Genomic DNA, 14,565 nt, shown 5'->3' on the forward strand with positions numbered 1-14,565 from the left:
CAAAATTTAGAAGTTAAACCTGAAAAAGTAATAAAAGGAACGACAGCGGAAAACATATTCTTTACTCAGCTTACTGTTTAAATATAAAGAGCACAAGGTTTTATAATCTCAAAAATTGCTTGCCAAAATGCCAGTTTTATTAAAAAGATTTAAATAAAAAACTCCAAACAATTTCTTGTCTGGAGTTTTTGCCATATAACCAACCTATTAAAATTCTTAGATAACCGTACCTTTTAAAGTAAGGATTTTTGGTGCAGTTTCTGCGCTTGTTGTTACAGTAACTGTTTTTGTAAAAGCACCTTTGTTTGCAGCATTATAAGTTGCGATAACTTTTGCCGATTTACCTGGCTGTATTGGTTCTTTTGTATAATCTGTTGCAGTACATCCGCAAGAACCCTGAACTTGAGTAATTACTACTGCTGTTTTTCCAGTATTTTTAAATTCGTAAACAATTACTTTTGGTGTTCCCTGTGGGATTTGTCCAACATCAATTGTTTCTGCTTTCCAAACAATTGTAGAAGCTGTTTCTGCTATTTTAGTTTCTGAAACTAATGATTGCACCGGCGCTACAGCCGAAAAAGACATCAGGCCTAAAGCCAATGCTAACATCGAAATTTTAATCATTTTCATAATGGTGTATTTAAAATGGTTTATAGTTCAAATTTTATATTACAAAGGTAATTCAGACAAATTCAGATCGCTGTTAAGTGGTTCCAAATGTTTGTTAACGACTTGTTAACCGCTTATTTTCAGCATAAAATTGATTAATTTCACACCTTCAAAAATACTTTTCCTTGAAAATTAATAAACTCAACAGCATCATTATATTAGGACTAGTTGCCATTATCAGCATATTGGTCGCGCAGCTGCTTTGGACGAAAGAAGCGTTTACAATTGAACAGAAAAAACTGAGTCAGAAAGCACATATTGCCTTATTGGAAGTTGCTAAAAAATTGTACGAAGGAACCAATCACGAACTGCCCGCACAAAATCCTGTACAGAAAATTGCAAACGACTATTATATTGTCAATGTGGATAATGAGTTTGAACCCGAAATTTTAGAATTTTATCTGAAAACGGAATTCAAAAAAATGAATATTACCACAGATTTCGAATATGCAATGTACAACTGCCAAAGCGATGAAATGATTTATGGTGATTATATTTCGCTTTCAAAGAAAAAGGCCGAATGCAAAAAAACCGTTTATTTCCCGAAACATAAAAGTCTGGTTTATTATTTCGCAGTTCGTTTTCCTAATGAAACTACGTATTTATTTAGTTCGATGCGGTTTTGGTTTATCCTTTCAACTGCTTTGATTCTAATTCTGCTCATTTATGTTTATTCTATTTTTAAGCTTTTACAGCAAAAAAAATATTCTGAATTACAGCGCGATTTTATAAATAATATGACGCATGAATTTAAAACACCTTTGGCTTCGATTCTTATTGCATCCAAATATTTAATTGAACAAAAACCAATAAAAGAAGACAAAAAACTGTATACGTACACCGATATTATCATCAATCAGGGAAATAAACTGAACGGCCATATTGAGAAAATTCTAAATATTGCAAAATCAGATTACAAGCCTTTAGAACTAAAAAAAGAAAGTGCTCTTATTGTTCCGATAATTGAAGAAGCGATAGAAAATATACAGCTTAAATATCCAGAAGCGGTCATTAAAATTGAAAGCCCTTCTTGTGAATATTTATTAGAAACGGACACCTTTCATTTTGCCAATTTAATTTACAACTTACTGGATAATGCCGTTAAGTATTGCAATGAAAAACCTGAAATTACAATCCGTATTTACGAGGAAAACAATTGTCTAAAGCTTGAATTTATTGATAATGGAATTGGAATTGCCAATAAAAAAATTTCCTATATCTTTGATAAGTTTTACCGTGTACAAAACGAAAAAAGCAATGAAGTCAACGGTTTTGGTCTCGGATTATATTACGTAAAAGAAATCTGCAGCCTGCAAAACTGGAAAATTAAAGCTGAAAATAATATCGAAAAAGGTGTCACTATTACCTTGTCAATTCCTTATAAAAAATGAGTACTTTCAAAATCCTTTATGCCGAAGATGATGAAACTTTAGCGTTTCTTACTAAAGATAATCTGGAACAAAATAATTATGAAGTAATTCATTGTTCTGATGGAAAATCTGCTTTAGAAACTTTTCAAAATGATAGTTTTGACATCTGCATTTTTGATATTATGATGCCAAAAATGGACGGTTTTGAATTGGCAGAATCCATTAGAAAAATCGATCTTGATGTTCCTATCATTTTTCTTTCGGCCAAAACTTTAAAAGAAGATCGAATAAAAGGACTGCGTTTAGGTGCCGATGATTATTTGGTAAAGCCTTTTAGTATTGAAGAATTGCTTTTGAAAATTGAAATTTTCTTAAAGCGCTCGCAAAAAAATATTCCAGCGGTAAAAACTATTTATGAGGTTGGAAAATACCAATTTGACACCAAAAATTTTATTCTTTTTAATGATCAGGAAAAAGTGGGACTGACTCAGCGCGAAGCCGAATTGTTGAAATTATTTCTCGATCATAAAAATTCGGTTTTAAAACGCGAACAGATTTTAACCTCTCTCTGGGGAACCGATGATTATTTTATGGGAAGAAGTCTGGACGTTTTTATTTCGCGTCTGCGAAAGATTCTAGCCGATGAAAAAGGAATTACGATAGAAAACCTTCATGGGATTGGCTTTCGGTTTTCAATAGGATAAAATCACAATTCTGCTAAAAATAAAGAAAAATCTGTAAACAGTTTTTCGAAAAACTTTGTATTTTTAATATCTAATTTTCTTCGATATGAAATTACATCACTTGCGAAATGCCACTTTGGTGATTGAAACAGAAAAGCATGTCATTTTAGTTGATCCCATGTTAGGCAAGAGAAAAACGATTCCTCCATTTACCATTTTTAGATACAAGCCAAAACGAAATCCGCTGGTGGCACTGCCTAAAAACAGCCGCGAAATATTAAGCACCGTTACACACTGCTTAATTACACATTTGCATCCTGATCATATTGATAAAGCTGGCGAAGTTTTTTTAAGACGAAAAAGTATTCCGGTAATCTGCAGTTCTAAAGATGAAAAAGAGCTGATAAAAAGAGGACTAAATGTTATTCAGACTTTAGAATATTGGGAGCCTCAAAAGTTTCTGGACGGAAAAATTACTGGAATTCCTGCTGTTCATGGTTATGGGTTTATCGCCAAATTGATGGGGAATGTAATGGGTTTTCATATCGAATTAGCAGATCAAAAATCTGTTTATGTAAGTTCTGACACTATTTTTACAGAACATGTTGAAAGGGTTTTAACAGAATTGAAACCAGACATTTCGGTAATGGCCTGCGGTACTGCGAGATTAGATTTTGGACAGCCTTTGCTAATGCGAATGAACGATATTCTAAAGTTTGCCGCTTTAGCGCCTGGAAAAGTTCTTGCCAATCATTTAGAAGCTTTAAATCATTGTCCTACAACAAGGCTCCAGTTAAAAAACGCACTTTCTGATCATGGTCTTTTAGGAAAAACGGCTATTCCGAACGATGGAGAATGTACCGAATATTGATGATTATAAAACCAATAAACCAAACTCCCGTAACGTATTAACTGGTTTTGAATACCAAAATAATTCAAAATCTTCTAATGACGTTTCAAAATCGTTTTTAACTTCCTGAAAAGTATAATTTTTAGCATTTGAGACCGCTATTTTATTCAAGATAGAAACCAGCCATTCGCCTTCTTCTTTATTGGTTTGAATATCAAAACTTTCTTTTTTGTCATGAAAAGTCAGCGACATCATTTCCCAGCTTCTTCCTTTTTTTGATTTTGTAAAAGAGGACGCAAATGGTTTGCCGCCAAGCCAGACTACTTTTGCATTTGGTTTGGTATTGAAATCATTTTGTTCTTCTAATGCATTAAAAATAAAGTCGGGATCAATTTTGGTTCTCGGAATTTTAAAATCAAACCAATCCTGAAGTTCGTAATCAAAACAGATTCCGTGCATGAAATTAAAGAGTGATTTCTTTAATCCGAAACTAAATTTATCGTGATTAATTCCTGTGGCGTCTGTATAATCAATATCGTTATTAGCAAAAGTTCCAATCGCTTCTGTTTTTTTGGTAACGCCAAATTGCTCTGGATATAATCCAACGGGACTATGTGCTGTTAAAGCAAATTGGTGCCAGAAACCAGACTGCAAAACTCCAGCTTCAAACAACTGGCGCACCATTTCGAGACTGTCAACCGTTTCCTGAATGGTTTGTGTCGGATATCCGTACATTAAATACGCATGTACCATAATGCCGGCTTCCGTAAAATTGCGGGTTACTTTTGCCACTTGTTCAACAGTAACTCCTTTATCAATTAATTTCAACAATCGATCTGACGCGACTTCTAAACCACCAGAAACGGCAATGCATCCAGAAGCTTTTAGCAGGAGACACAAATCTTTTGAAAAGCTTTTTTCGAATCTAATGTTTGTCCACCAGGTTACAGCTAATTTTCGTTTTAGAATTTCTAAAGCCAAAGCGCGCATTAAGGCTGGCGGTGCAGCTTCGTCTACAAAATGGAATCCGTTTTGTCCTGTTTTTTCGATTAATTCTTCAATTCGATCACAAAGCAGATTCGCTACAACAGGTTCGTATACTTTTATATAATCTAAAGAAATGTCGCAGAAAGTACATTTCCCCCAGTAACAGCCGTGAGCCATAGTGAGTTTGTTCCATCTCCCGTCACTCCACATTCGGTGCATTGGATTTACGATTTCGATAACCGAAATGTATTTGTCTAAAGGAAGATCCGAATAATCCGGAGTACCTACATAAGCCTGTTTGTAATCGTGTTTTAGGGAATTGTTTTTATAAACTACTTCTCCATTTTCTAATAAAAAAGTTCTTTTAAAAGAATTGGAATCTGGATTTTCTAAATGAAAAATTAATTCTTCAATTGGAACTTCTCCATCGTCTAAAGTTATAAAATCGAAAAACTCAAAAACACGTTTGTCAGAAAGCGAACGCAATTCGGTATTAGGAAAACCACCTCCCATAGAAATTTTGATTTCAGGGTGATTTTGTTTTACCCATTGTGCCGAACGAAAAGCGCTGTATAAATTTCCTGGAAAAGGAACGGAGATTAAAAATAATGTTGGTTTTACGGCTTCTATTTTTTCTTTCAAAATCGAAATCAAAATCGAATCAATATAAGTTGGTTCCTTTTGTAAAGCGTCGTACAATTCGTCAAAAGAATTGGCACTTCGTCCTAAACGTTCGGCATATCGGCTGAAACCGAAGTTTTCATCGACACATTCTACGATAAAATCCGAAATATCTTCGAGATATAAAGTTGCTAAATGTTTGGCTTTGTCCTGCGTTCCCATTGTTCCGAATGCCCAGTCGAGTTCTTCTAATTGTGAAAAGCGAGAAGCTTCGGGCAGAAAATCTTCCTGACAAATCTGTAAAGCCAATGTTGGATTTTTTCCTTGCAAAAACTGAATTACAGAATCGATCGTTTTGATATATTCGTCTTGAAGAGCAAAAATTCTTCTAGAATTATCTGAAACATCAGAACTTGAAACGTGAAACTCTGAAACGTGAAACAAATCGACAAGTCCTTGCTTTGAAAACAATTGCAAAATCACATCAATACCCAAATCAGCCTGAACCGATTCGACATTTTTTGTATTCAGAAAACCTTTTATATACGCCGTTGCCGGATACGGAGTATTCAGTTGCGTAAATGGGGGCGTAATTACAAAAAGTTTCGTTTTCAAGGCAGCATTATTTTTTTGCAAAAATACGCGATATTGAGGACTTTTTAGGAAAAGATTTTTAGTGGTCTCCAGGCTGTGTTTTTTATTTGGTTTTGTAGATAATTAATTACATTTGCTTCGCCGCTAAATATCCTATATGAAGAAAATTTTACTCTTATTTACTGTTTTTATTAATTGTTTGTGCGTTTTTGCGCAAGAAACTCACCCGAATTCCTCCAATACTTTGTTATTAGAAGATAAAAATGGTCATCTCATTCAAGATTTGGAACAGCAAAAACAATTTTTGAAAATTAGGGAGGAAAAGATGAAAGCAGAAATGCTGGATTTGCAAAAAGTAATTTTGAATTCTAAAGAGGGAAATTTTACTTCAAAAACAGCTGCTGCTCTTCAGGGGGTAGAAATGTGTACCAATGGAGGTTTTGAGCAATATGAAACTGTAAACGGAAATAGTTATCTGAAGAATTTTCTTTACACTATAGGTGATCCTCCTGGTCCAACGCAATGCCGATCGATTACGAATACCGCAGATGCATACATCAATCGCTATAATCCTAATAACATGAACATTATGGCAACTGGTGTTTCTGCCAATTTGGTTGATCCTTATATCGGAGACATTAAGGCATTTGACCAGTATGCTCTTAAAATTAATTATGAGAACTCCTCTACTTACGGCGCTATTGTTCAAGGAAAAAGGTATAAAACGAATAATGAAAATTATCTAAAATTTAACTACAAAGCGGTATTACAAAGTGTGTACGACAATAGCCACACTGATAATCAAGCTTTTGTAAAAGCACGAATTTTAGATAAAAATAAGACGGTTGTTAGTGAATTTTGTTTGGTAGGAGATGAAAAAAATTGCATTTTCAGCAAGGTTCCGAGCCAAACTTCTGATTTTGTTACTTTATACACTACCAATTGGCAATCAGGATTCTTGGACATTTCATCAATTCCTAATAATGAAGAATTTACCGTTGAATTTATGGCTTCAAGATGTGGATTGGGCGGGCATTTTGGGTATATGTATATTGATGATGTTTGTACCTTACATTCTGCAGAAAATCTGCAAGGCTCTATAGAACTTGATCCTTTGAATAAAGTTTGTCCAAATTTACCGATTTCAGTATGCGGCAGTTATACTATTCCTAATTCTGGAGGAATTTCTGCATCAGTAAAAAAAATCACTTTAAATGTTTACAACAGTAATAACGTGTCGGTTTATAGTACCTCAACTACTTCAAGTTTAGACACAACAAATAAAAAATTTTGTTTCACATTAAAAACCAGTGATTTTCCAAATATTACAAATGCTAATTATAATGTAGGCGTACAAATTGATTATGACATTTCTGGAACTTCCTGCGCAGGAACCACATTTAATTCTGCCATAGATGCTGACGCAAATCCTGGCTGGGATGTTTCTTTTTTGAACTGCTCTTCAAGTTGTGCCATTAATGTAACGACCGCCAAAATATCTCAATGTGATGCAAACCGTGACGGAAGTGAAAATTTTGATTTGTCTACATTAAATCCTTTAGTGGTTGCTTCTACATCGGGTTTAAATTTTAGTTATTTCAAAAACTATAACGAGGCAGATTCCAACTTGAATGCTATTACCAATTTTACAAGTTATCCAAGTTCAAGTGCTTCTATTTTTGTCAGAGTGAGCAAGGATGCAACTTGCTACAAAATTATTTCTGTCAATCTAGAGGTACGAAATCCGACAGCAAATATTACAGGTATCTTAAATGTCTGCTCTGGAAGCACTGTATTAACTGCTTCTCCAGGAGCTTCGTATTTATGGAGTACTGGTGGAACTACGCAAAGTATTACGGTAACTTCGTTAGGAGATTATTCTGTTACTGTCACAGATTCTTTTGGATGCGCCAGCAATGCAACTGTCACTATAGAACCAAGCCAAACTGCCGTTTCTCCTGTCTTGCAGATTACGCAGCCCTCTTGTTTTGTCTCCACAGGAACAATAAAAATAACTTCACCAGCATCCCAATATAGTTTTGATGACGGCTCAACTTGGGTCGCAAGCGATACAAAGAGTAATTTATATCCTGGAACTTATTTAGTAAAAATAAAGACTGTAAACGGATGTACTTCTTATTCTCAAAGTGTAACTATTACAGCTGCTTCAACTTTGTATCCCAATTATACTTATACCAATCCTTTATTTTGCGGAGATACCGGCCGTATTACCATTACAACTCCAGCCGCATCCTATAGTTTTGATGATGGTATAACTTGGGTAACTAATGCTACTGCTAACAATCTTTTACCAGCAAATTATAAAATTCGCACCAAAGACTTACAAGGTTGTATTTCGTCGGCAAACAATGTACTCATCAGTAGTAATACATTGGAAACCCCAACTTACACAATCGTATCACCTGCTTGTACTGCAAAAGGAAGTATTACCATTAATACACTTTCTGATTTTTACACTTTTGATGGAGGAACTACTTGGGTTACAAACAATACAATGAGTAATTTAAATCCAGGAAGTTATCCTTTAGGAATTAAAAATGCTTTAGGCTGTACTTCCAATTACACTTATGCCTATTTATATGCTTATGAAAATTCATCTCCTCAATTTACAACGGAACAGCCTGTTTGCGGAACAGACGGAAGCATCACTATTACCACACTTGCAGATTCGTATAGTTTTGATAATGGAGTAACGTGGACCAGCAATAATGTTAAGATTTTACCTTTTGGAAACTATCAAATAAAAACAAAAAACAGTGCGGGATGTATTAGCGCTAGTAGTTATGTTTATTTAAATCAGCCTTATCTGAATTCGCCAATTATTACCGAGGAACAGCCAACTTGTGGTGTCAACGGAAAAATCACTATTAACTCCTTATCAGATTTTTATAGTTTTGACAATGGTGTAACTTGGACAACTCTCAATTCTAAGTCATTACCTCCCGGCATTTATAGCATAATTACAAAAAACAATCTTGGCTGTACGTCTTATCCAAGAAATGTTTTTTTAAATAACCCCAATATAGATTTACCTGATTATACTGTTGTTCAGCCTACTTGTACGTCTCAAGGAAGTATTACAATAAATACAACTGCTAGTTCCTATAGTTTTGATGGTGGTAATACTTGGGGAACTTCTCCTTCTTTATCCAATCTTAATTCTTCCAGATATTACAGCATTAAAATAAAAAACAATTTAGGATGTGTTTCTAACTCTGTGAGTGTTTTAATCAACAACGCATACTTTCCTGATCCTGATTATACAGTTACCAATCCAAGCTGCGGAAATGTTGGCAATATTACATTCAATACTATTGCAGATTATTACAGTATCGATTATGGAAGAACCTGGAGTACAAATAACGTTTTTAACAATTTAAATCAAGGATCTTACTATTTAATGATAAAAAAAGATAATTGTACATCCAATTACATTTCTATTTATCTGGATGCTTCGAAGCTGGCATCACCCAAATTAACTATCATTCAGCCACTATGCGGAACAAAAGGCACTATTAAAATCAACACTCCTGCAAGCTTTTATAGTATTGACGGGATAAATTGGGGGACAAATCCTGTTTTTTCGAATCTTTCAGCAGGATATTATTTTCCAGCTATCAAAGATGCCCAAGGTTGTGTTTCTAACTCAAACGGGATAATGCTTCAAGAATTTTATCTCCCGGCTCCCACCTTTAAAACAACACAACCTACTTGTGGAGCTGGCGGAATTATAACCTTTACTTCAACTCAAGCACAATACAGTATAGATGGAGGCAGAACCTGGAGTACTAATCCTGTATTTACTAATTTAAATCCGAATACTTATTATTTAATGGTAAAAAATGCTTCTGGATGCACATCTAATCCATACGCCGCTTACACAAACATAGATCAATATTATCTACCTAATCCAGATTTTACATTAATTCAACCAACATGCGGCATCAATGGTAGTATTACTGTTGCAACAGTTGCAAGTTTTTATAGTTTTGACGGTGGTAATACTTGGACTACTAACCCCGTTCTTACAGGACTTACTTCTGGTTATTACAACATCATCATAAAAAATGCAGCGGGTTGTCGATCTAATACTTTATCAATTACCATTAATCCTTATTATCTTCCAAATCCAAATATAAAAATAGTACAGCCCAGCTGCGGAAATGGAGGAAGTATTACCGTTACAACTCCTGCCGCCAATTATAGTTTTGATGGAGGAAATACTTGGACTACAAATCCGATTTTATTAAATCCCGCAAATTCGTCTTATAACATCGTTATTAAAAATGCAACAGGCTGCAAATCAAATTCACAATATGTCTACATAAACAAGTACTATCTGTCCTCACCAAACATAAGTACTATTCAACCTACATGTAGTACGCCTACTGGAACTATAATAGTAAATTCTACAGCAGACCAATATAGTTTTGATGGAGGAATAACTTGGACTACAAATCCTGTAAAGAAAAATTTAGCCGGGGGCTCATACACTGTGATAATAAAAAATGCTTTGGGCTGTACCTCTTCCGGCAATTATATCTATATAAATACTCCTCCGTCAATTCCTGCTGCACCAGCTGTAACGATTGTTCAACCTTCTTCCTGCGGTGCCACTGATGGCAGTATAACCGTAACAACATCAGCCATAAGTTATAGTTTCAATGATGGAAATAGCTGGACAACAAGTCCTACTAAAATAAATGTAGGGGCTGGTACCTACATTATTAAAATCAAAACAAATTCATATAACTGCGAATCAGCAACCACTGTTATCAATTTGAGTTCTGGTACTACAATTGCAGCTCCAGCTTTTAGTGCTACTCAGCCAAGCTGCAACTCATCAAAAGGTTCTATTACCATTACAACAAATGCCGCAACTTATAGCTTTGACAATGGATTGACTTACGTTTTTTCTAACACAAAAACAGATCTTTCGCCGGGTATTTATTTTGTAAAAATTAAAAACGCAGCAGGTTGTGTTTCAGATGCTGCTCCAGTGACGATCTCCACATTAGCACCGCTTTCAGCTCCTGCCTTTACAGCTATTCAACCTACTTGCACCAATTTTACAGGATCAATTTCAATTAATACCGCCGCCGATTTTTATAGTTTTGATAACGGAATCACGTTTGGGACATCCAATACAAAATCTAATCTAGCTGCCGGAACTTATAATTTGATGATTAAAAATAATTCTGGTTGTACTTCTCTTGCTGCAAACGTCACTATACAGCCTGCTCCTGTAATTCCTGAAGCACCACAAGTTGTAGTCACAGATCCAATTGGTTGTACTTCGGCTACAGGGAATATTATGGTTTCTACCGTTGCGAATCTCTATAGTTTTGATGATGGTCTAACGTGGGATACCCGCAATAGTGCCAATTTATCTCCCGGAAGCTATTTTATCCGAATAAAATACACCAATGGCTGCGAATCTATTGCGTATAAAGCAACAATTAATACAGCGCCAAATGCTCCTGCAACTCCTACTACAACTATTACTCAACCTATCACTTGCAGCAGTCCATTTGGTTCAATTTCTATTACAAGCACTGCTGATCAATATAGTTTTGACAATGGTAAAAATTATGCAGCCAATCCAAATTCAGGAAATTTAATAGCCGGGACTTATATGGTTCGTGTTAAAAACAGCAGCGGCTGTGAATCTGCTCCATTCTCTGCAACCATTAATCCTCCAACAGATTATCCTAGCAATCCTGCATATATAACTATACAGCCCGATTGCAATAATCCTAATGGCAGCATTACAATTACCGACGCTGCACCAGAATATAGTTTCGATGATGGTGTTACATGGACTACAACTGCAATGAAATCAAATCTTGCCCCAACGACCTATTTTATTAAGGTAAAAAATAATAACGGCTGTGTTTCAAATGCAACCACAGTTACCCTGACTCCTTTTACAAATTTTACTCCAAAGCCAGCTTTAGCGAGTCCTCAAACATTCTGCATTCAACAGATTGCGACATTAAATTCAATTACTATCACAGGACAAAATATAAAATGGTATGACACATTAATAAATGGATCTCTTTTGAGTAATGCAGTTTTGCTTCAAAACAATACAACATATTACGCTTCGCAAACTATAAATGGCTGTGAAAGCGAAAGAATTGCTGTATCCATAAAAATTCAAGATACTGCTGTCCCATCTGGAGATGCTAATCAAACATTTTGTACTGGACAAAATCCAACTTTAGCAAACATTAAAATTACGGGGACTTCTATAAAATGGTATAATGCATTAACAAATGGTTCATTGTTACCAGAAACAACAACTCTAATAAATGGAAAAACCTATTACGCATCTCAAACAGAAAACAATTGCGAAGGTTCTAGATTGGGTGTTACAGTATCACTTGTAAGTACACCTTCTGCTCCAAATGCAAAAGGCAGTCTTTCTTTTTGCAAAAGCGATAATCCATCATTAGCCAGCATTCAAATGACAGGTCAAAACCTAAAATGGTACGATACTAATTTCTCTGCAGCCGCTTTGCCCAACACCACTATTTTAGAAAACAATAGAACTTATTATGCTTCACAAACAATTGGGTGTGAAAGTGATAGAACGCCAATTCTAGTTCGCGTTTATGACACTGCAATGCCAGCAGGTAAAAGCAGCCAGCAGTTTTGTATTGATGAAATTGCAACAATTGAAGATCTGAATATTTCTGGAACCGCACTGAAATGGTACGATACGCCAGCAAAAGGAAACATTTTAGCTGAAACCACTTTATTAGAAAGCAAAATATACTACGCTACACAGACACTAAATAACTGCGAAAGCCAAAGATTTGCTGTAACTGTAAAAATACAAGATACCCCTATACCGAATGCTGATTCTCCGCAGCAATTCTGTATTCAGAAAAATGCAAGAATTAGAGATATTAAAATCGCAGGAGAAAACATTAAATGGTATGAAACTGCCTCATCTACTATAGCGTTATCCGAAATAACGGAACTTGTAGACGGAATCACGTATTATGCATCACAAACTATTAGTAACTGCGAAGGTGACAAAATTCCTGTTACAGTAAATATTCTTGGAGCTACAACTACAGAATGTATCCATTTTGTAGATGAACTTCCATATCCAAAATTCTTTACCCCAAATAATGATGGGCATAATGATACATGGACTATTGATTTTATCTATTTAGCGCCAAATAGTGGAATTAGAATTTTTGACCGCTACGGAAAATTCATCAAAGAATTACGTCCAGATAATTCTTGGGACGGGACTTACCTGGGTCACCACGAACCTTCTTCAGATTATTGGTTTACTGTTACGAGATTAAACGGAGTAGAATTTAGAGGACATTTTACTTTGAAAAGATAAAATGCAAAAGCCCTTTCGATTGAAAGGGCTTTTGCATTTTAAAATTATTTTACCTGCGATAAAATCCAACCAGAGATTTCTTCTAATGCTATTGGAGAAAATGTTTGCTCAATAGCACCATATTCCGCTGGAGAACCCGTTTTGCATTCCTGAAAAAAATGATTCAAATCTGGGAGATTTTTTGTGGTCACTTTTTTATTTCCACCGCTTAATACTGCCGTCTTAACAGCTTGTAAATTTACTTCGGCAGGAACTTGCAAATCTTTCGAACCATTCAGTGCCAAAACTGGGCATTTTACTTTCTTAAACGCAGTCGTAGGATCAAACCTCAAAAAATAATACATCCACGGATTCAATACGCTTTCTGACATAATTGTTAATTGATCATCAGTTGTAGTGACTCCAAGTTTCGACTTAAAATAATTGCTGACTTCTGTTTTTAATTTTTCGTCGTTTGAAGTTGAATTCAAAATAATTTTATAAACACCACTATAAACATCTTTACTTTTTAAAATTTCTGTTTCAGAAATTCCCATTTGACGTTCAATAAGTTCTCTTTGGAGCAGCAATAATTTATCTCCGCGAAGTCCGGGTCCTGCCAATGAAACGATATAATTTATATCTTTTGAATTTCCAGCCACAATCGCATTAATTACTCCGCCTTCGCTGTGGCCTACAAGTCCAATTTTATTTTTATTGATTTCTTTTCTGGTTTTCAAATAAACAACAGCAGCTTCTACATCTTTAGAAAAATCAGCTGTTGTAGCTTTACTAAAATCTCCAGTCGATTTTCCCGCTCCACGATCATCAAATCGCAAAACTCCAATCCCTTTTCTAGTTAAATAATCGGCTAAAACAAGAAAGGGTTTGTGTCCTAAAATTTCTTCATCCCGATTTTGCTTGCCGCTCCCCGATATTAAAATCACAACGGGAAAATTCCCTTCTTTTTGAGGCAATGACAAAGTTCCTGCTAAAACAACATTGTCAATTTTATTCTCAAAAGCAACATCTTCAGTATAATAAGGATAAGGTTTTTGCGGTTCCTGTGCTCTTACGATTATGTCTTTTTTAACCACTTCGCGAGACAAATCTAAAGCTATATTCTGACCGCCTTGCTTAAAATTACCCGTAATAATTTGATCTTTATTGAGCGTTCCTTCATACGTTATTCCAGCATCTTTTATTTCTAATTTTAAAACAGAATTTTCAAAAGCAGTTGTGGTAACTGGAATTCCGTTAACCTTTTGATCCGGACTGTCCATTGTAGCACTAAATCTGTTTTCGGTTTTAAAAATATTAAATACAATTCTGACCTGCATTCCCTGAACTTTTAAAAGTCCATTCCACTTCCCGGTAATTTCTTGTCCAAAAGTCAGAGCAGATATGAAAACTGCCATAAAACAT

Annotated in this window: 7 protein-coding genes; 4 read left to right on the forward strand and 3 right to left on the reverse strand. The window is 35.1% G+C overall.

The genetic code is table 11. The annotated features are described in order from the left end of the window. Positions 1–216 precede the first annotated feature (216 nt). Positions 217–630, reverse strand: coding sequence for a DUF1573 domain-containing protein (locus C4F50_RS18765; RefSeq protein ID WP_194140182.1), 414 nt, complete (start codon positions 628–630; stop codon positions 217–219). Between the two features lie 164 nt (positions 631–794). Between C4F50_RS18765 and C4F50_RS18770 the strand changes: the two genes are divergently transcribed. The 3 genes from C4F50_RS18770 (at position 795) to C4F50_RS18780 (ending at position 3,593) form a co-directional block, all read left to right on the forward strand. After that, entirely contained in the window at positions 795–2,060 is a 1,266-nt protein-coding gene (locus C4F50_RS18770; protein ID WP_194140183.1) for a sensor histidine kinase, read from the forward strand. Continuing rightward, positions 2,057–2,743, forward strand: coding sequence for a response regulator transcription factor (locus C4F50_RS18775; protein WP_194140184.1), 687 nt, complete (start codon positions 2,057–2,059; stop codon positions 2,741–2,743). Before C4F50_RS18770 ends, C4F50_RS18775 begins: the two co-directional genes overlap by 4 nt. 85 nt (positions 2,744–2,828) lie before the next feature. After that, positions 2,829–3,593, forward strand: a complete 765-nt coding sequence (locus C4F50_RS18780; protein ID WP_194140185.1) for an MBL fold metallo-hydrolase — start codon at positions 2,829–2,831, stop codon at positions 3,591–3,593. A gap of 3 nt (positions 3,594–3,596) precedes the next feature. On the opposite strand, the gene C4F50_RS18785 is transcribed toward C4F50_RS18780, so the two are convergent. Continuing rightward, entirely contained in the window at positions 3,597–5,795 is a 2,199-nt protein-coding gene (locus C4F50_RS18785; protein WP_194140186.1) for a B12-binding domain-containing radical SAM protein, read from the reverse strand. Positions 5,796–5,931: 136 nt separating this feature from the next. On the opposite strand from C4F50_RS18785, the gene C4F50_RS18790 reads away from it, so the two are divergent. Beyond that, complete coding sequence (locus tag C4F50_RS18790; protein WP_194140187.1) at positions 5,932–13,161, forward strand: T9SS type B sorting domain-containing protein; 7,230 nt, start codon at positions 5,932–5,934, stop codon at positions 13,159–13,161. Between the two features lie 44 nt (positions 13,162–13,205). On the opposite strand, the gene C4F50_RS18795 is transcribed toward C4F50_RS18790, so the two are convergent. Further along, on the reverse strand, positions 13,206–14,558 hold the full coding sequence (locus C4F50_RS18795) for an alpha/beta hydrolase family protein (protein WP_228012080.1): 1,353 nt from the start codon (positions 14,556–14,558) through the stop codon (positions 13,206–13,208). Positions 14,559–14,565: the final 7 nt, after the last annotated feature.

This window comes from Flavobacterium hungaricum (assembly GCF_015182285.1).
Taxonomy (GTDB): Bacteria; Bacteroidota; Bacteroidia; order Flavobacteriales; family Flavobacteriaceae; genus Flavobacterium; species Flavobacterium hungaricum.